Annotated in this window: 15 protein-coding genes; 6 read left to right on the top strand and 9 right to left on the bottom strand. The window is 46.2% G+C overall.

What is annotated here, in order from left to right; genetic code table 11:
- Nucleotides 1-35: 35 nt before the first annotated feature.
- Nucleotides 36-545, bottom strand: coding sequence for a PadR family transcriptional regulator (locus ACQKMP_RS05620; RefSeq protein ID WP_427468979.1), 510 nt, complete (start codon nt 543-545; stop codon nt 36-38).
- 96 nt (nt 546-641) lie between these two features.
- A complete protein-coding gene (locus ACQKMP_RS05615) occupies nt 642-1,805 on the bottom strand; it encodes an ABC transporter permease (protein ID WP_427468978.1) in 1,164 nt (387 codons plus the stop codon).
- A gap of 194 nt (nt 1,806-1,999) precedes the next feature.
- Here ACQKMP_RS05615 and ACQKMP_RS05610 point away from each other — a divergent pair, with 194 nt between their 5' ends.
- From ACQKMP_RS05610 to ACQKMP_RS05595, 4 genes are all read left to right on the top strand, one after another.
- Entirely contained in the window at nt 2,000-2,725 is a 726-nt protein-coding gene (locus tag ACQKMP_RS05610; protein ID WP_076283333.1) for an HAD family hydrolase, read from the top strand.
- 216 nt (nt 2,726-2,941) lie between these two features.
- Nucleotides 2,942-3,217 carry a hypothetical protein gene (locus ACQKMP_RS05605; protein ID WP_427468977.1) on the top strand — a complete coding sequence of 92 codons (276 nt, stop codon included), beginning with the start codon at nt 2,942-2,944 and terminating at the stop codon, nt 3,215-3,217.
- Nucleotides 3,218-3,477: 260 nt separating this feature from the next.
- Nucleotides 3,478-3,636 carry a hypothetical protein gene (locus ACQKMP_RS05600; protein ID WP_427468976.1) on the top strand — a complete coding sequence of 53 codons (159 nt, stop codon included), beginning with the start codon at nt 3,478-3,480 and terminating at the stop codon, nt 3,634-3,636.
- Nucleotides 3,637-3,639: 3 nt separating this feature from the next.
- Nucleotides 3,640-9,585 (top strand): immunoglobulin-like domain-containing protein, encoded by a 5,946-nt coding sequence (locus ACQKMP_RS05595; RefSeq protein WP_427468975.1) that lies wholly within the window; start codon nt 3,640-3,642, stop codon nt 9,583-9,585.
- A 90-nt stretch (nt 9,586-9,675) separates the two neighbouring features.
- On the opposite strand, the gene ACQKMP_RS05590 is transcribed toward ACQKMP_RS05595, so the two are convergent.
- The 6 genes from ACQKMP_RS05590 to ACQKMP_RS05565 are packed head-to-tail and all read right to left on the bottom strand — an operon-like array spanning nt 9,676 to nt 16,371.
- Nucleotides 9,676-10,806 carry a YheC/YheD family protein gene (locus tag ACQKMP_RS05590; RefSeq protein ID WP_427468974.1) on the bottom strand — a complete coding sequence of 377 codons (1,131 nt, stop codon included), beginning with the start codon at nt 10,804-10,806 and terminating at the stop codon, nt 9,676-9,678.
- Complete coding sequence (locus ACQKMP_RS05585; RefSeq protein ID WP_042186473.1) at nt 10,788-11,306, bottom strand: GNAT family N-acetyltransferase; 519 nt, start codon at nt 11,304-11,306, stop codon at nt 10,788-10,790. The genes ACQKMP_RS05590 and ACQKMP_RS05585 overlap by 19 nt, the downstream gene beginning before the upstream one ends.
- Nucleotides 11,307-11,331: 25 nt before the next feature.
- Nucleotides 11,332-12,444 (bottom strand): YheC/YheD family protein, encoded by a 1,113-nt coding sequence (locus ACQKMP_RS05580; RefSeq protein ID WP_339269949.1) that lies wholly within the window; start codon nt 12,442-12,444, stop codon nt 11,332-11,334.
- Nucleotides 12,441-13,814, bottom strand: coding sequence for a YheC/YheD family protein (locus ACQKMP_RS05575; RefSeq protein ID WP_042186478.1), 1,374 nt, complete (start codon nt 13,812-13,814; stop codon nt 12,441-12,443). Before ACQKMP_RS05575 ends, ACQKMP_RS05580 begins: the two co-directional genes overlap by 4 nt.
- Complete coding sequence (locus ACQKMP_RS05570) at nt 13,815-14,993, bottom strand: YheC/YheD family protein (RefSeq protein ID WP_052404216.1); 1,179 nt, start codon at nt 14,991-14,993, stop codon at nt 13,815-13,817.
- 10 nt (nt 14,994-15,003) lie between these two features.
- Nucleotides 15,004-16,371, bottom strand: a complete 1,368-nt coding sequence (locus ACQKMP_RS05565) for a YheC/YheD family protein (RefSeq protein ID WP_339246569.1) — start codon at nt 16,369-16,371, stop codon at nt 15,004-15,006.
- A 330-nt stretch (nt 16,372-16,701) separates the two neighbouring features.
- Here ACQKMP_RS05565 and ACQKMP_RS05560 point away from each other — a divergent pair, with 330 nt between their 5' ends.
- Nucleotides 16,702-17,040 carry a YlbF family regulator gene (locus ACQKMP_RS05560; protein WP_042186485.1) on the top strand — a complete coding sequence of 113 codons (339 nt, stop codon included), beginning with the start codon at nt 16,702-16,704 and terminating at the stop codon, nt 17,038-17,040.
- Between the two features lie 126 nt (nt 17,041-17,166).
- Here the strand turns inward: ACQKMP_RS05560 and ACQKMP_RS05555 are convergent, their stop codons facing one another.
- Entirely contained in the window at nt 17,167-17,742 is a 576-nt protein-coding gene (locus ACQKMP_RS05555; protein ID WP_042186488.1) for a hypothetical protein, read from the bottom strand.
- Nucleotides 17,743-17,934: 192 nt separating this feature from the next.
- On the opposite strand from ACQKMP_RS05555, the gene ACQKMP_RS05550 reads away from it, so the two are divergent.
- Entirely contained in the window at nt 17,935-18,219 is a 285-nt protein-coding gene (locus tag ACQKMP_RS05550; protein WP_042186490.1) for a hypothetical protein, read from the top strand.
- Nucleotides 18,220-18,526: the final 307 nt, after the last annotated feature.

Here is an 18,526-nt window from a genome sequence, read left to right as displayed (position 1 = left end):
CTAGAAAAATAGGAAATCTACTGCCCACACGATCCTTATTCAGACTCCAGCACACTTTGAATCTTTTTGATAAAGGCTTCATATTGCACAAGGCCCAATTCCATACACAGCTTTTGGAAAGGGGACAGTTTGCAATCTAGTTGCTTTAATTTCTGATCAAGATCTTCGTACATTGCCTGCTTTTCTATCAATGCTTGCCGAAGTAGATTATCTATGTTCTCTTTATCGGTCTTATCTCCGAAATAAAGATGCATAAAAAAGTCTGATCGCAGAACTTCCTTTTCAGCCGGTGTTTGCAAGTAAGCATGGAACTGATCCAAGCCAGCACGGGTAATGGTAAATACATTTTTGTCAGGTTTGCCTTCCTGCCGTATGGATTCTTTGGTGATTAGGTCCAGCTTCTCCATCTTGCTCAGGGTTGGGTAGATGGTGCCGTAGCTGGCATCAAAGAAAAAAGAAAAGTATTCCTCGAAATGCCGTTTTATCTCATAACCCGAATGAGGTTTTTCACTTAATATCCCTAGAATGACATCTTGTATATTCATGAATCATTGTCGCTCCTCTCTTTCACCTCCTACCATATCACAACTGCATTTCGCTCTCAATTTGAAAAGGCATAACCAAGGAGGCAAACTAAATAATTACGCATTTGCTGGTACGGGCTCTTGTTCTTGTGATAACTGAGTTTCCTTGCGAATGAAGGTTAGGATAATGCTTAATCCAGCTATTGCTGCACCAATGCAGAGTAGATAGAACATATCTTTCCATACACCATTGCCTCCGATAACTAGGTCGAGCATGCCATTTACCGCGTAGTAAGCAGGTGAGAAGGGACCGATCCAGCTATAAAAAGGAGAAAGCACATCACGAGGAATTGTTGCTCCGGAAGCCAACATTTGTATGGAAAGAAGTGCGATATTTAGCCAGGCACCAGCGTCGCCGAGTAGCAGCAGACTGAACTGTGCAAGAATCATGCAGGAGAGAATCACAATGAATTCGAACAGCCACATGAGCAGAAAGCCATGGCTGGAGTGGATCCCGAGTGAGTTAACCATGATAGTCCCCACTAGAGAGGTTAGTACAGCCGTTGCACCCATAATGGCAAACCGGGCTCCAAAGCGATCCCATTTACCAAATTGACCCGATAAGTTGGAAGAAGCTTTTTGCAGATTCATGGCGAGTAGCATAGCTCCGGTAAAGGAGGCAGTAACAATCATTAACGGAACCATAGTTTGTGCAAAATTAGTTGTGGGATGGATGACTTCTACGTTTGCGGAGATTCGGCTGCTTGCCGCACTTTTGATGATCTCTGCTTGTGCTTGCGGCAGCTTCATAGCTTCGAGGGTTTGGTTTAGTGCTGTATTACTGCTTTGAGTGTTCATGGCAGCCGTGACTTTAAGGGCTACAGTCTGCATAACATTGCTAACCATTTGCGGATTAGATTCATTTATGAGGTAACGGAGTTCAGTCTTTCCGGATGGAATACTAATCGCTCCGGTGAACCCTTGTGGAATATTGATAATCATGCGGATTTCTCTATGCTCAAGGGCTTCCTTGGCAGCTTGTAGTGGAAGGTCCTGTCTGGTTACGAACTGAAGGGACTGGGTAATGCCATCGACTACAGGCTGAGCATTCGCACCATCCTCATTCACAATAGCAATCGGCAACCGATCTACCCGATCAGTTACATGGTCATACCCTGTAATCCAGATTAAGCTGAAAAAGACTTGGAACAACAGTGCAGTTATAATCCCGACGATGGTAGCAGGCTGCTTGAGGAAGCGCATGATTAATGGACGTGACATGGTTATCTCTCCTTTATATTTCAACATGTTATATTACAGGTTGTAATATAACATGTTGAAATATAAACTGCAACAAGAAAAGTGGAGAGCATGGACATTCCGAAGTGATATCATATATCATAGGGCTTGTACTGGAAATTTCGTGCAGATGAATGTGCTTACCTGAAGCAAAAGAGAATGGGGAGGAACAACAGATGAGTAAAGAGGTACAAGGAACAGAACTGAACGCGGTTCACTCGGAGTTGAACAAGCCGGAAGCGATTGTTTTTGATATGGATGGAACATTGTTCCAGACTGAAAGTCTTTTATTACCTGCATATCATAAAATGTTCGATATTTTGCGGGAAGAGGGATTATACTCAGGACCAACACCGCCGGAAGAGCTTATTCTAAGCGGCTTAGGGATGCTGCTGGCAGATATTTGGAAGAAGGTTATGCCTGATGCCGATGAGGCGGTGCACCGCCGTGCAGATGAGCTGCTATTGCAGCTTGAGGTCGAAGGACTTGAAGCAGGTGGGACGTTACTGTATCCTCAGGTGGTCGAAACACTGACTGCCCTAAAAGAGCGTGGAGTACGGTTGTTTGTGGCTAGTAATGGGCTGGAGGAATACATTCACAGTATAGTTGTGGTGCATGAGCTTAAAGAGTTATTTGAAGGATTGTATAGTGCCGGTGGTCAAGGCACTGCGACGAAGACAGAATTGCTACGCATTTTGCTGGACAATCATGGAATCAAGAGTGCCTGGATGGTAGGCGATCGCTCGTCCGATGTGGAGGCAGGTAAGGGAAATGCTCAAACCGTCATCGGCTGTGCGTATGCAGGTTTTGGCCGTCAGGATGAGCTGAAGGGCTCCGATGTAATTATCACTTCCTTTGATGAGTTGATAGACTTGTACGACAACGCATCGGTTAGCGAATAGGAATATCGCGATTTATATTTGGTAAACGAATAAAAGGCAAACCTCATCTAGGCAGAGGGTTGCCTTTTTAATGTTAAGGTTCTAAATGCAGATGCAGGAATAGCTCAAAGCTAAAAAGATATACATAAACAAAGGGGATGATCCGATAGATCATGGAAAGGGGTTATTCCTATGTGATGATAAGGAATCGAGAAGCATGTTAAAGGAGTATAAAAAATGATAATGAGCTTCCTTTTTATTGCTTTAAGCGCTGCACTTGGAGTGGGCATGTGGTTTTTAGTAATAGGTATAGTCTTTTCTATTGGTGGCGGAGACTTATTTATAGTTACTCATTATGATTCCTTATTTTTTTATATTGCTGTTTTTTTATTGTGTATCGTGAGCTATCTTTTGTTTATAAAACATCTATTAGAAAAGAACTTACAGCTCTTGCTCCATATTTGTGTGGGTACCACTATGCTCTTCTTTTTTCTAACGCCTTGGCTGAGCTAATCAAAATCTTCAATACAACGAGTTTTTCTAATATAAGTTCCTCAGAACATCAGAATCTTCCAGGAAAGCAGCGGTATCCAGACCTAACCTTTCGGCAATTTTCATAACCTATGCAGGCAGAGCGCCAACGAGTCATCGTTCGCTCTGCTTTTTTTTGTGCTGCTGGAAAATATCTCGACACCAATCGAGTTTTTGTGAGTTTTTTGTGAGATTGATTTGGTTTTATGAAACTACATCATTCTCTAAAAGGAGGAGTGCAGGTGCTCAAACTGAAAGATTGGCGCGAATTGGACATCCTGCCTGTTAGCAAGTTCCCCCATTGGGGTCGGCAGGCTGTAAACATTCGCTGCCTCCTGCCATCATTTTTCATCAACCGGAAAAGTGAAGGCAGTAAAACGACTATGAGGAATGGAGAGTGAACAATGAAGAGGTATAAGCTGTTTTCGATAATGTTGGTGTTGTCTTTGGTATTGTCCATGCTTCCTGTTGCACCTGCAACAGTAAACGCGGCTGCAGGTTCAGCGGGGGCAAGGGCCGAATATGGCGGATTAGGCGGGTCTGAGCTATTCCTGGGAGGGAAATATATAGAGCTTGGAATCAGCAACTGGGGCGATTTCGGCACTGAGGGCAATAAACCCGCGAACTTCCGCGGAACAAGCAGTAGAAATAATCTTGGCATGAGTGCGGATCATGACGGGTATGGCACTGGCTTGGATCTGCCCGTGGATTATTATTTGCCTGGGACTCCCGAGGAACGGTTCGCGGTAGGCTATAAGGTGGGTGGAAATACATATGCGAAATCCAATTCAGCTGTGATGAACACCAAGCAAATGCCGACTACGGTATTGAATACCTCGCAGGAGGATAAAGGGCTCCTGAGTGCGACTATCGTCTCTACATGGGACGGAACAATGGAAATTAAGCAGGTTATAAGCTTTAAAGAAGATTACAAGTTCTACCGTAATGACGTTACCATTAAGAATCTCTCCGACCAGACCTGGGATGGAGCTCGGTATATGCGTTCAATGGATCCGGATAATACGGTAGACCAGGGCGGATCATATGCAACGGCTAATAGGGTAACTCATACCGTAGAGGAGGATGGCGTTGCTGTCGTTGAAGCGAAGACCAATTCGGACGCAGACCCGCTCTTTAAAGCATTTAGTTCGAGAGCACCTATCTTCTTTTATTCAAGCAATCCGCAGGCCAAGGCATCCGTATTCGGATTTACCAATGTAGATCCTTATGCCTTTGAGGCGTATGACAGTCCGAAGCCTAAAAATCAGGAAGTGGTGGCTGATACGGGTATCACGATGACCTGGGATTCGGGCGCTCTGGCTCCAAGTGAGAGCAAGAGCTTCACCTACTACACCAGTCTAGACGAGCGGGACTTCAAAGAGGTTCTCGCGGAAATCGAGCTGGATGAGGGCAGCGGCCCTCTGACTGAGACGGAGGCCAATGATGGTACGGTGAAGGGTAACCAGAAGGTCAACATCCTTGGAGCTACCCTTACCGATCCGATTGACGTGAACCATATTCGGATCAACAACCTGCCCGCCGGACTGGGCTTTGAGGTGACCCGGCTGAGTGAGACCGAGCTCAACTTCAAGCTGACCGGTGCAGCGGTAAACCACAGTAAGGAATTTAGTGTAGATAACTTGTCTGTGACAGTCGGCAAAGAGAATCTGATAGGGACATCCGCTGATTTAACAACCAAGACCTTCGGTCTTACCTTTATTGATCCAGCTATGTTGAGCTTGGATAAAGGCCTTGTCTCGGAAGCCGTATACGGCAGCGGACAGATTTCGGAGACATTGCTGTTGTCCGTTACGGGCGGCAAATTTGCTTCGGATATTGGTTCAACGGATATTCAGATTCGAAATCTTCCTGATGGGCTAAGCGCGACATTGAAGAGAATCTCTGATAAGGAGCTTCAAATCGGCTTTGATGGCATCGCAATGGAGACGGAGGACGTATACAATGCCTACGTAACGGTAGCGGCTGATAAGCTTATCGGAAGTCCGACATCTCTAAGCACTAATACGTTTAAGATTGATTTTAAGGACAAGGAGCCTTTTCTGGTCGTTCACTCACCTGTTTATGAATCCGATCTTAATGAAGGCAGCATTGCCGATGCACTGGTTCTGGAGCTCAAGAACGGAATCTTTGATGCATCCGTTACAGATTCAGTATACGCGGTGAATTGGCCGGATGGGTTGGATATAGGCGATATTACGATTGACAATCCTACCCAAATAACCTTATCTATTGCCGGACATGCAAACAGCCACGAAATCACGGATAGTATAAATAATGCGGAGGTGACGGTCGCGGGAATCCCGTCAACTACCTTCTCGGTCCTATTCCGTTCTCCGCCGCCATCCATTTCGGCTTCTCCAGATGTTCTCCATGATGCGGGCGACGGTTCGGTCGAGGAGACCTTGAGGGTAACCCTGAAGAACGGCAGATTTACCGAAGAGGTTAACACTGGTGTAACGATCAATAACCTACCGGAGGGACTGGACTTCACTGTGGTGCGCATCAGTGACACTATACTCGAAGTCCACTTTACGGGGCAGGCAACGAAGAAATCCGATGCTTCCGCATTTGCTTCGGTCACAGTTGATCCTGCAATTGTCATTGACGCTGCAGCATCACTCACCTCAAATAATTTCGATTTGCAGGTGCCGGATGCAACTTCTCTAATTGTTAGGGATATGACTGATCTTACCTGGGACACGATCCGGGAAGAGAATATCCAGCAAGAGTCTGTCACCTCGGATGTATATCTTACTGAGAAGGGGACTTACGGAAGTAAGATCATCTGGAAATCTACGAATGAAGCAGTCATCTCGCCTGACGGTACTGTTACTAGACCCTCATTCGAGAAAGGGGATCAAGAGGTTACATTAACAGCGGAATTCAAGAACGGTTCTTCTGTCCAGACAAAGACCTTTATTCTTATTGTCAAAAAAGAAGCGGGAACCGATGAACAGTCGGTTGCTGAAGATTTAGATCGGTTAACCTGGGAAATGATTCGGGCCGATAATGAAAGCCAGAAAGACGTGAAGACGCTGCTGAAACTGCTGACAAAAGGCAGCAACGGCAGCAGCATTACCTGGAGTACTTCGAATAATGAAGTCATCGGCACAGATGGCAAGGTAACGCGTCCTGGTTATCTGGAAGGGGACCAGACGGTAACCTTGACTGCGACAGTAAGCAAGGGTAAAGCTGTTCAGACCAAGGAATTCGTTGTGACAGTCATCAAGCAGCCGATGAATGACGCGGAAGCCGTAAGCGAAGACCTGGCAGGGTTGACCTGGAAGATGATCCGGGCCGAAAATGAGCGCCAGGAGGATGTGAAGACGCTGCTGAAACTGCTGACAAAAGGCAGCAACGGTAGCGGCATTACCTGGAGTACGTCGGATAAGAAAGTGATTGATACAGACGGCAAGGTAACGCGTCCTGGTTATCTGGAAGGGGACCAGACAGTAACCCTGACCGCAGTGATAAGCAAGGGTGAAGTCACCTTTAAGAAAGAGTTCATCCTTATTGTTAAGGCAAAGATTGCAGATATTAATGAACAATTGGCCGAAGAAATCGGTATGTTGAGAATTGGCTATACCAATCCGGATTCGGTAAACAGCGTAACGCAAAATATCCAGCTGATCTCGAATGGCTTCTATGATTCCAAAGTAGTATGGACCAGCCATAGAAGCGATATTGTCAGTAACACAGGAGAAATCCAGCGACCATTGAAAGATACGATTGTCAGATTGACCGCCCGGGTAACGAAGGATGGCTTCTTTCATGAAAAGGACTTCTACATCACGGTTAAGGGAACAAGTCTGGTTGATCTTCCCAAGGATGAACTTAATGCGAATATTGTATACGCACCAGGAGATTCCGAGACTTCTGTAAAGAAAAATATATTTTTGACGACTAAAGGAGATACGGGTTCCTTACTGACTTGGACATCTAGTAATCCTGACATCATCTCGAACACTGGCCGGGTCAGCAGACCAGGTCCGGAAGAAGAGGATGTAAAGATAGTGCTTACCGTGCGGCTTGCCGATCCGGACAAGCCGGGCGAATTTAGAGTCAAGACGTTTACGGTCATCGTCAAAAAGCTGAGTGATCAAGAAGCAGTGGACGAGGCAGCTAGAAGTTTGAAGATAGACGATGCCGCAGTCTTTGCAGAAGGTGACATTTGGGAAAGTGTAACTGAAGGCTTCCTGCTGCTGCAGACTGGAAAGTACAGCACTGATATTACATGGGCCTCTAATCAACCGTCAGTTATCGGAATTGATCAGAACGCTGATCAAGTTATAGGCAAGGTTAACCGGAAAAATGAAGAGACCAACGTCATCCTGACTGCAACCTTTAGCCGAAAAGGCAAAACTGCGACCAAAAAATATCTGCTGATTGTCAAGGCGCTGGGAGTGGCGAAGGACGGAGCTATCCGTCAAGTGACCTCCAGACAGGCAGAGTTGTCTATTAATAACGATGGCAAGCCGTTGCAGCAAGGTATCAACATTCTAAGAACCAATATGTCGGATGGGACTAAGATCGATACAATCATTGTGGACGACAATCAAATGTTTAATCTGGTGGAAGCTGTGAATCCAAATGATCCAGATCTGGTGAATCGAAGCCTGACCATAAGTCACGTGGACGATCCTTCTGAACATGCGGATGAGATTGCCATAGAAATTCCGGCATCGGCCATATTGACCCTTGCAGGGCGCAACATTGCATTGGATATCGTCACCAGTCTGGCATCCATTCATTTGGATGAAGCAAGTATCAAGCAGCTTGAAGCTGCCGGTACAGACTTGTATTTCAGAATTGTACCGGTACGGAATTTAAAGGAACAGCAGACCTTCCAGACGAACGCCGTTAATATTGGTACTACGAAGCTTTTACTAGCCAATAACCAGACCGTTAAAGTTCAGGGAATACCGCGGGGGATTGAGACTAACTACAGTGGGATCAATACGTATATCCGGATTCCGCTGTCTGAGCTGACTGACAAGATTCCTGTTCAGAGCTCCGTTGCCAGAGATGCCTTCCTGGATAGTCTGAGAATCTATGTTGAGCATAGTGACGGAGACATTGTAGTGTATTCTCCTCTCCGGATTGGATACACCGCTAAAGGTGAACCGGAATTTGCAGAGTTCCAGATTGATAAATTCAGTATTTTCCAAATGATTCAAATCGCAGATAAGAAATCGGACGACTCTCAGCACTCCGGCAACCCGATTGTTGTCAGCACTGCTCCTGTGCCGGTACCAGCAGACACCAGAAGTACTGAACTGACTGGCGAGAAGTTGAAGGAGCTGCAGGATCAGGATGGAGTGATTAAGGTTGAAACCGACTTAGGTACTATCAAGCTGAATTCTGGTAATGTAAGTCTGGATAAAATCCAGAAGCTATTTGGACAAGAACATATCAATCCAAAAGACATTGTGATTCGTGTAGGATTAACCACAGCCGATCAGAGTTACATTGAAGGATTCAAACTGGCAGCCAAGAGGGAGCAGGTACAGCCTGTAGGTCAACCTGTCAAGTTCTATATCGAAGCATCGTATAAAAATCAGACCCGATCCGTTTCAAGTCAAGGTTGGGGAGAATATACGTTGCCGGTACCGGAAGGAATGAAGATTACAACAGGTGTTCTCTACAAGGATGGTGAGATTTATCATCAGCCAACTTATGTGAATATAGAGAATGGACGTTACTATGCGCGCATTAACAGCCTCGAGACCGGAGTCTTCGGATTAATCTGGAATCCGGAAGAGTTCCAGGATGTTGAGCGGCATTGGAGCAAACAGGATGTTAATGTTATGGGCTCCAGGCTCGTTGCGAATGGCATGAGCGATACGGTCTATGAGCCGCAGCGCGCAATCACCAGAGCGGAATTCACGGCTATGATGGTCAGAGCTTTGGGAATTGTCAATTATGATGAGCGGTCTGTATCCTTCAGTGATGTCCTGGCACATGTCTGGTATGAACGGGAAATGGAAGTTGCGATAGAGAATGGTCTAATTGCCGGTTATCCTGACGATACATTCAGACCGAATAACAGCATTACCCGACAAGAAGCGATGACCATCGTCAGCAGAGCGATGAAAATTACCAAGCTAGTATCTACCCGCAGTGAAGAGCAGTATTTAGAGCTGCTTCAGTCTTTTACGGATTCGAAATCGATTGCCAAATGGGCAGAAAAAGACGTGAAAATGAATCTTTCTGCCGGCATCATTGTAGGTAGAAATGAGCGGCTGGCGCCTAACGAGAATATTACTCGTGCCGAGGCAGCCGCTGCAGTAAGAAGACTTCTGATTCAGTCGGGAATCATAAATCCTTAATTGTAGCAGTGAATTTATTAATTCCTATTTTTAACAAAAGCAGCGGTTGCCCAAGTTGGGAAGCCGCTGCTTTTGTTGTTGAGTATCAATTTATTCCTCAGTAGTCTTAGCTGTGGTTGGGGCACCTTTGTTATTATATAGCCATAACGCATATTCTAAAGGTCGCACTAGTGCTTTGCGATAGGTGTTGCCGTCCCCTGATCGGGCAAACACTTCACGTGCAGGCTTTGGATTAACCTCCAGCACATAGATTTTTCCTTCTCGATCAATGGCAAGATCCAGTGCAAGTTCACATAAGGCTCCGAAACTTTCTTCCAAGAAGGCAGCGGCATCAAGACCTAACCTTTCGGCAGATTTCATAACCTTATCGGTTTTATCTTGACTACCCAGCCATTCCTTCAGGAGCGTTTCAGCTCGAACGGCGTGCCCACCGCCATGAAGATTGGAGGTTACGCTTCGCGCCGCACCGACCCTTGCTGCCATACCTGTCAGTTCCCAGACGCCTTGCCCATTCTTTTGAACGAGCATGCGGTAATCATGGAAACGTCCGCCAGGCAGACGTAGTGGAATCCCCTGTTGGACGAGGAAACGTCCACCAATACACCATTGTCGAACGATGGAATCCAATCGGGAGGCAGAGACCTTTCGGGGTGGAATAATCCGGCGATCTTGGCGGCGGCCCTGAATATCAAATACCCCTTTACTGTTCTTTACCCGCTCAATTCTAAGGATACCGCGTCCACCTGTGCCGTTTGCAGGCTTGATATAGAGGACCGGGCTCTGCTTTAACATTCGGTGCAGATCCGCAGAGGAGTTATATAGTAATGTTTCTGGCATATGCTGCCGGAAGCGACTCTTTTGTGAGAACGTTTGGTGAATGGTCCATTTGTTGCGCAGTGGACGATTCAGAAACAGCAGATGTTTATAGCGTTCACGGAAACGAAGCAACTGTTGAAAGCGCGTGCTGCGCTGGATACGGCAACGGTCATAAATCATGTTCGGGAAGGAACGCCATTTGCGTGACCATTTCCCGCTCTTTGGATCAAAGACAAGGGCATGGATCTGCTCTTTGCTGGGATGGACATCCATGGGGGTAAACACAAAAACATCCAAGCCCATTCGATTGCCCTCAATGATCATTCTCCGGTACACGGCCTTTTCTTCAAGCTGCTTGGCTTCATTTATATACAAAGTAAGAATGCCTAAGACGGGCTCTGGCACAGGAGTTCACCTTCTTGTGGAGAGTTTGTAGTACTGACGGTATTCTGTGGTGACCGGATCAATAAAGTTGGCTTGCCAGTAGGGCCACTAGAAAGCGCCACTGCGGCAAGACCAACATTGAAACACATTTTCAGACTGGCTGTATTATCGCTGGCAACACTGCATTCCAGACGGCCTAAACGCTTTAACTGGGCGGCCATAAGGGCGGTGCCGGTATGCCTATTTCGGTATAAGGGATGCACGGCAACGAGACAGGCCTCTTCACCGAAACCGGATACGAAGCTTACTCCTGCTAGCTGGCGCCCATTCTGACCGCGTACGGTGGCGACAAGCAGCGAGACACCCGGCTCTGACAACTGTTCTGGAGTTAATCGGGCCATTACCTTGCAAGCCTGGTTTGTAATCCGACGCTCCCCATGCTCTCTTATAAACTCAAGCAGTCCGGTTAGCCGCGATTTCCACTTTTTAGCATCAGTGTCGTAGATAGAGGATATCTGCATGCTGTGTCACATCCTTTAATGAATTCTACTTGATATGGCGAGCTAAGTGCTGGCCATATTGAAAGATTCGCTCCAAAGAAAGCTTGCGAATCGCAGGCTCATCAAATTTCATCGGACGGGAGTTTGCCTCAAAGAACCAGAGTCCACCGTTCTCATCGACACCGAGATCCATCGACATCTCCCCAAGCATAGAATCAGAGGCTCTTTCAATTTGTCTGGCAATTAACAGAGCAGTTGTAGGTACACTTTTTAAGATAGAGGCTGCTCTTTCGGTTCCAAATGTGCTTTCTAGCATGGTGGAGGGCTCCTCGATACTTCCGCCACGAGGTACATGCGTAGTGATGCTGCGGGCACCAGCTAGACGCGCACCTATGCCGGTCATTGCCCAGCCGCCTCTGCCGTTTTTCTGCAGAAGTACACGTAGATCAAATGGTCGTCCTCGGTGAGTCGCTAGTTCAATAGCTTGCTGTACGATGTATCGCGAGTTTCCCTTTTCTTTGCCTATCCGTGCCCAGAGGCGTTCTACTGAGGCAGCTTTGTAGGTCACATTTTTTTTGCCGCTTTGAATTTGCAGCCGATAGGGTAAGGTGGTATCTGCACGGTATTTTAAACGCATAATTCCTTTACCTGCTTTGCCATTCTCAGGTTTAAGATAGAGGCTGGTATGATTATTTAGCATGGCGATAAGCGTATTTGCACTGCGTAAACGTCTGGTTTTTGGAACATGCTTTGAGGTGGCATACGAGCCTTTCAACCATTCAAATAGACTCCATTTATTGAAAAAATATGGATTATATAGCTTAATGCCTGGATGTTCCAGGCATTGAGCTATTTTGCGTACGACAGCAGGTTTTTCCTCATCCTCACGGGTAGGAATTCGATTATAGATGATTTGTGGAAGAGGTACAGGAATGCTGTACCATATTCTTCCGCTGGATGATGGGACATAACCGTTCACCATCCGTTCCTCGAGCTTCAAGTCACGGACAGTGACGACGTAGACAAGAAATCCCAGTTCCTTGCCTGTGCGAATGATGTCCCGGAAATTATTACGGTTGCCATTAAAATGCCTTACTTTATCGCTGGTTGTCAGTATGGCAATAACGGGTTTTGTTTCATCCGGAATATGGGTGTTCACATCTCATCCCTCCTGCGGAATTTGCTGAGGTATAGACAATGCTCCAGAATGTGCTCGATGGAAGCTTTGCCCTCAGCGCGCAGGGAAGGATGACGGAAGATGGAACGTCCTGGTTTGGCGTTGGCCTCGAACATCCAGATGTCTTCATCCTGATCAATGCCGAGATCAAAGCCAATTTCACCGAGCAAATGACGATGCTGGATTTCTAAGGATTCTGCCAGCTTAATGGCTGTACTCTTCGCACGCTGTAATACTTCATCTGCTCGGCTGCCGAATACACGCCCGAGCGCCTGCCCAGGTGTAAGCAATGCCCCCCCATTTTTGAGGTGAGTGGTGACACTGCCTCGGCCGGCTTTCTTCGCACCAATACCAACTACAATCCATTGATTACTGCCGTTTTTATGCATATGGAATCGGAAATCAATGGGGCAGCCATCAATTTCAATCAAACGTATTCCTTGTTGGACGATATAATTTTGCAGGCCTTGACCGTGTCGTGACCGAAGCATACGCATGAGGCTTTCAAAGGTAGTGAAGCGCAGAAGTACGTTTTTTCCACCTTTGCGGTAGCGGGCAAAATATCCTTTTTTCGGCAGATAGGTAAGTCGGTAAATCCCGTGACCCAGGCTGCCTGCGGAAGGTTTGTAATATACAAAATGGTGGTGATCCAGCATTTCTCTCATTTTTTCGGAGGAGGGATTGCTGTGTGTCTCAGGTACGTAACGGTTTGCTGCTCCGTCATTCTCTAACAACCGATAAATATCGGACTTATTGAAAAAGCTCCAGTTGAAGTAAGGGATTTTCTTGCGCATAAAGCGTTCGCGAAGCTGGTTGATATAAGGTGAAGTCTCCGCTCTCCGACTGGGTAGCCGATTGTAGACGACATCAGGCAGAGGAACCATTTTACGTTCGAATTTGCCGCCTGCGGTTAAGAAATAACCATAGACCTGCTCCTGTTGCCAGTTGATATCACGCGGCATAAAGGCAAATATATAACATTTGTTACTGCCTTCCCGCAGTAATTGCTTTATAAAGCCAGTGCGAGAACCGAAGGGTTGATTTGAAGATGCTGGCCCATCCGTCAATACACCGACTAAAGGTCCCAGCTGTACCTCGTCGTTTTGCAGATTGCGTAAATAGATACCACCAGATTTCGGAACCTTGATAGCACTCTTTACACCAGTGGCGAGGAATAGATGATTTCCGGCGCGCTTGATGGGCTTGATCATGGTCGGGATGGCATCTTTACCGAGTCTAAGGCGAATGTTCTTCTTCCCGGTTAATTTCAAGCTTTTCATCAGTGCACCTGATACATATACAACTCTTTGGGGCTGCTTAGTAAAATGCACATTGCAAAAAGTGAGACTCATTTATGAATCCTCCTTAGGAACCATTGTTATCATTCTCCCGTTTATAACGGAGCTGTCCGTAGATAGGGATGGTATCCGTCGCTGTGTGAGTAGCAGATGGCGCGCATAAGACAGTGGATTCTCGGCGGCGAGCTTAGCAGCCCGGCGGTCGCCCGTCAGCCGGAATACCGTGCGCCCTGGCTTGGAATTTGCTTCAAGTAAATGAATCCGACCGCTCGAATCAATACCGAAATCTAGGCCGAGTTCTCCAAGCCTACCGCATGCGGCCTCCAGAAGAGGAGGCAAGTATGCAGCTTCTGCAGCAAGCTCCTGCATGATGTCTTTTCCGTCCTGACCATATTCTGCAAGTAAAAAGGGCAAAGGAGGAACCGCAGTTCCACCGCCATGCAGGTTCGAAGTCAGTGAACCATGATTACCCAGCCGAACGGCCATGCCAGTAAGATCCCAGCGACCGAGGCCATTCTTTTGCATCAATACACGCACATCGAACGGTTGCCCCTTACGATTAGTTAGGTGCAGATAAGGCTGTATAATATAGCGGCGTGTGCCGATAAATTCATGAATCCAGTTCAGTCCTTCATCCTGCGAGCTGAATACATATTGAAAGGGTGTATTTGTCCCATCACGCCCTCGTACTCTTATGCCTCCTCCAGAGCGTCTGTTCTGCAGTATGGCATGCAATGTACGTTTGCCATGAGAGCCTGCTTTGGGTTTTAGGAAGACCCCGTATTCTCTTTCAGCGAGCATATTGCTTAACTTGCGTGTACCGGTATAAAGAACAGTTTCCGGCAGTAAAATAGCGGCTCTTCGGTTGCGCTTCAATATCTCGTATACGCCCCATTTATCAGGTAAACCTCTTGACCAAGGTAGTGAGCGGTGAAGGAAAGAGAGTGCAGAAGAGGCTTCTTTTCTTTCTTTCGGACTATTGTAAAAACAACGATTATAAATGATATCTGGTGGTGTAGAGGTCGTATTGTGCCAGCTTCCGTCTTTCCATGTATAACCGGTTATAGATGACCCGTCTGCCGCTACTCCGTCCGGATGAAACACGAGGACTTTAAGGTTGTATCGCGGAGCTGCACGGCATAAATGACTGCAAAATTCTGGCTCGGCAATCGGAGGATTCCCGTGGCGACGGCCCGTCATAATGCCGAGGAACCCCATAGCTGTTTCAGTCATTGTGTCCTCCTTATAAACCGGCCAAATAGCGGCAATACAGAATCATTTGCTTGACGGACGGTCTGATTTTTTGATCGTTTAGCGGTGTATTATCGTTTTTGGAAGGTTTGGAATTAACCTCCAAGAGCCATATTCGTCCGGATTGATCCAGTGCCAGATCGATTCCGAGCTCTCCAAAATGAGCAGGGATAAAGGTTTCTACTCCTCTTGCAATGGCAAGTGCTGCTCTTGGAAGCTGAAGCTGTACGCTATCCTTGGTACCTGGAGGAAGGCTGCTCTTGCTAACGGCTTCACGGACAGTACTGAGACTGCCACCTCTTGCTAGATTGGAGACGAAATGATTGCTTCCAGCGGTGCGAGCGACAATGGAGGTAACGCCCCATTTCCCGGTACCATTCTTCTGTACAAGTGCTCGAAAATCTACAGGACGCTTACCGAGCTCCATCAAGGGCAATCCTTGTTGAATCTGGTAGCGCGTTGTCTTCATCTTGGGAGCAATGGATTGATACAGTTTAGCTAATGTTGGGTAGCTTTGCTTGCGTGTACCTATAGAGGTAGTAGATAACAAACGGTATCCTCCGCCTTCATCTTTGGAGATTCGGAGAATTCCTTTGCCGAGACTGCCTCGTACAGGCTTTAGAAACACGCTTGGATATTGGCTGCACATCTTCTTTACAACGGCAAAACCGTTTAAAACATGCGATTCCGGTAAATACCGCTTCAATGAAGGGTCTTGCGTTAAAGCTTCAAATACTTCTGTCTTGTCAAGAAATTTTTCGTTGAAGAAATGCGTTCCATACCGTGATTTTACATCCGCCAAAAAATGCTGTACGCTAGGTTTATTCTCCACCTTTCGCGTCGTTAGCCGATTGTTGATTACATCGGCGATGGGCAGACTCATTTTCCTCCAACCCTCGTTGTATACCCAGCCCTGGATGGAAGAGCTGCTTGTTTCCAGCGCTTCCGGGGTAAAGAAATATACATAGGCGCCTTGTGAGTGGCAGGCATTTGTTAATTCTCGACAGAACATGGTAATGGGTCCAAACAGCCTGTCGAGATTATCTGGATGGTCACGGCTGACGAGTACACCGATCAACGGTCCAAGTCGCAAGGTACGACTTACGGAGCTGTAAGAGGCGTTGAGGGTTTGCCGATGTTTCCATCCGGTGCGCCGCGCCAGTCCTTCGCTTACACGCAGGCTTTCGGATTTGGGAGCCGGGATAATGGTAACCTCCTGCCGGAAAGAGCCGAAAGCCAGCTGGAGCGTTCCGTGAGCCGGGATTTTGAGTCTTTTCATGGATCGTTCGCCAAGCATTATAGCGTTTTCCTGCAGGATGCCCGTGTGGACCGTATGGACCGGGATCTTGAATTGGGACATCGTGGATCTCCTTCCGGTAGGCAGCATGATGCCGGCAATTTGGTAGCTAAGGGTTACATATCATTCATCATATGGAGACATATGACCCTTGGTGATTGACCTACTCTTTAAAAACCTTGCCGCATCATTTCATAAGTCTGACCCAAGAAGCGAAACAAGCATGGGATGAATTAATATTTGGAAACTTAAGCAACGCTTTCGAAGTGAGTTTTGTACGAAGTAACTCTAGGAAGCGAACGCAAACAAAACTTAAGCAACGCTTTCGAAGTGAGTTTTGTACGAAGACGAATCGAGAAGTAGTGACTTACAAAACTTTTAGGAGGAATCATAATGAGTATTCACGACAAAGCACATGAACTGGCGAAAGCCATTAAAGAAAGCACTGAGGTAGCGGATATCACCAACGCGATGAAACTGGTAGAAACAGATCCTGAAGCCAAGGCGATGCTCGACAACTTCCGCAATGGTCAATTGGAGCTTCAACAACGGATGATGAGCGGAGATATGCCTCCACAGGAAGAAATGGAGAAAATGGAGAAATTATTCGAGGTGCTTAACATGAATCTTGGGATTCGCCGTCTGTTCGATGCAGAACGCCGTTTGAGTGTTGTAATCGAGGATGTAAACAAGATCATTACCGAGAGCTTGTCGCAATTGTATGGCGAATAAACGCTTTTAGTAAGCGGGTATTCACCTGAAAAGTTTGATCAGTGTAATCTAAATAGGGTGTTCCCGAAGCCGTTTGGCATTGGGAACACCCTATTTATTTTTGTGACTAGCACATGAGTAAACTCGCTAATCTTGTTTTCCTTCGATTGCGCAGAGAAGAATACCAGCAGCCAAACCTAGACGACGATCAAGCATTCCCTTGGGGTCCTCAGAGAAGTCAGCGATGATTTTTGTAACGAATGGATTAAAATTTTGTTTGAAAGTCGGGATCGTTGTATCATTCATCTCGATATTATATTTTTGAGGAATAATAGAGATGAAGCGGCGGAGTATAGCCATCGCGGTGCTATCTTCCTTGATTTTTCCGATTTCCTGATCATGATGATCGAGAATTGTCCATTCATCTTTCAAAATCGATTTGAGTCCCTTACGCCGAAGAGCACCAACGTGTTCGCCAGTCTCCGAATCATGCACATCATAAACAGCGCTAAAGTCGATGGCATTGCGGGCTTTTATACGCAGAAGCTCCTTTTGCATAGACTCATCCGTGTACAGTGCAATATCCTCTTTCAACTTGAATGCTTTCATTTGTGAATAGAGTACAAGCTGCTCGGCGTTATCATAAATATGAAGTTTCGCACCCATGATCGAAAATACCTTTTTTCGAATTATGTATTCGGTATGAGTATAAGTTGCATTCAATTCTAAATCGCCCCCTAAATGAAATAATCATCTCATATATAAGCTTTGCTAGCTACATAAATGCGTATTATTTTATATAATTTTTTGAATAGAAGTATATTTTTATGGACTTGTCTCATATTACGGGCTTCATGTTCATAGAGTAGAGATATAGATTTAATCGAATATCTTGTCTACGAGGAGCTGTTGGTTATGAGAAAAAGAAACAAGTTTAAACATGGTGTCTATCTGTTGCTGGCGTTGGCCATGCTTTTGTATGCTCTGCCGAAGTTATCGCTTGCGAATGGGCCTAGCTGGGTGTTTGGTTTTGGGGTGGTCTGGTCACTTTTTGCCTTTATGGTCATTGCGGCACATCTCCATTTTATTATCGGTGTTGATGAGGAGAAGACCAAGCGTTTGGAAGCTGTGCGAAAAGCAAAATTGGAGCAATGGCAGTCCAAATGGAAAGAAGAAACTAGAGTTACACAAAGATCATAGAATTGGGGCTGCGTTCTTAAGTAACTAGATTTAAATATTCCCGTGAAAAACGCTGAAATGGCGAAAAGAAGGGTATAAATCCCCTAGATTGCCGTGAAAAGCGCCGAATTAGCTGAAAGAGGGGTATAAATCCCCTAAATTCCCGTGAGAAGCGCAGAATTAGCAAAAAGAAGGGTATAAATCCCCTAGATTGCCGTGAAAAGCGCCGAATTGGCGAAAAGAAGGGTATAAATCCCCTAGATTGCCGTGAAAAGCGCCGAATTAGCTGAAAGAGGGGTATAAATCCCCTAAATTCCCGTGAGAAGCG

The organism is Paenibacillus sp. NPDC101420 (assembly GCF_050277435.1).
GTDB lineage: Bacteria > Bacillota > Bacilli > Paenibacillales > Paenibacillaceae > Paenibacillus_AQ.
Note: the sequence above shows the minus strand (reverse complement) of the source record. Positions and strands in the feature narration are given on the sequence as shown.

Coding starts and splice junctions, on each gene's coding strand:
- ACQKMP_RS05615 (WP_427468978.1), bottom strand. CDS start 1,805: ATGTCACGTCCATTAATCATGCGCTTCCTCAAGCAGCCTGCTACCATC.
- ACQKMP_RS05610 (WP_076283333.1), top strand. CDS start 2,000: ATGAGTAAAGAGGTACAAGGAACAGAACTGAACGCGGTTCACTCGGAG.
- ACQKMP_RS05585 (WP_042186473.1), bottom strand. CDS start 11,306: ATGCAGATATCCTCTATCTACGACACTGATGCTAAAAAGTGGAAATCG.
- ACQKMP_RS05620 (WP_427468979.1), bottom strand. CDS start 545: ATGAATATACAAGATGTCATTCTAGGGATATTAAGTGAAAAACCTCAT.
- ACQKMP_RS05565 (WP_339246569.1), bottom strand. CDS start 16,371: ATGTCCCAATTCAAGATCCCGGTCCATACGGTCCACACGGGCATCCTG.
- ACQKMP_RS05595 (WP_427468975.1), top strand. CDS start 3,640: ATGAAGAGGTATAAGCTGTTTTCGATAATGTTGGTGTTGTCTTTGGTA.
- ACQKMP_RS05575 (WP_042186478.1), bottom strand. CDS start 13,814: ATGAGTCTCACTTTTTGCAATGTGCATTTTACTAAGCAGCCCCAAAGA.
- ACQKMP_RS05550 (WP_042186490.1), top strand. CDS start 17,935: ATGAGAAAAAGAAACAAGTTTAAACATGGTGTCTATCTGTTGCTGGCG.
- ACQKMP_RS05570 (WP_052404216.1), bottom strand. CDS start 14,993: ATGACTGAAACAGCTATGGGGTTCCTCGGCATTATGACGGGCCGTCGC.
- ACQKMP_RS05605 (WP_427468977.1), top strand. CDS start 2,942: ATGATAATGAGCTTCCTTTTTATTGCTTTAAGCGCTGCACTTGGAGTG.
- ACQKMP_RS05560 (WP_042186485.1), top strand. CDS start 16,702: ATGAGTATTCACGACAAAGCACATGAACTGGCGAAAGCCATTAAAGAA.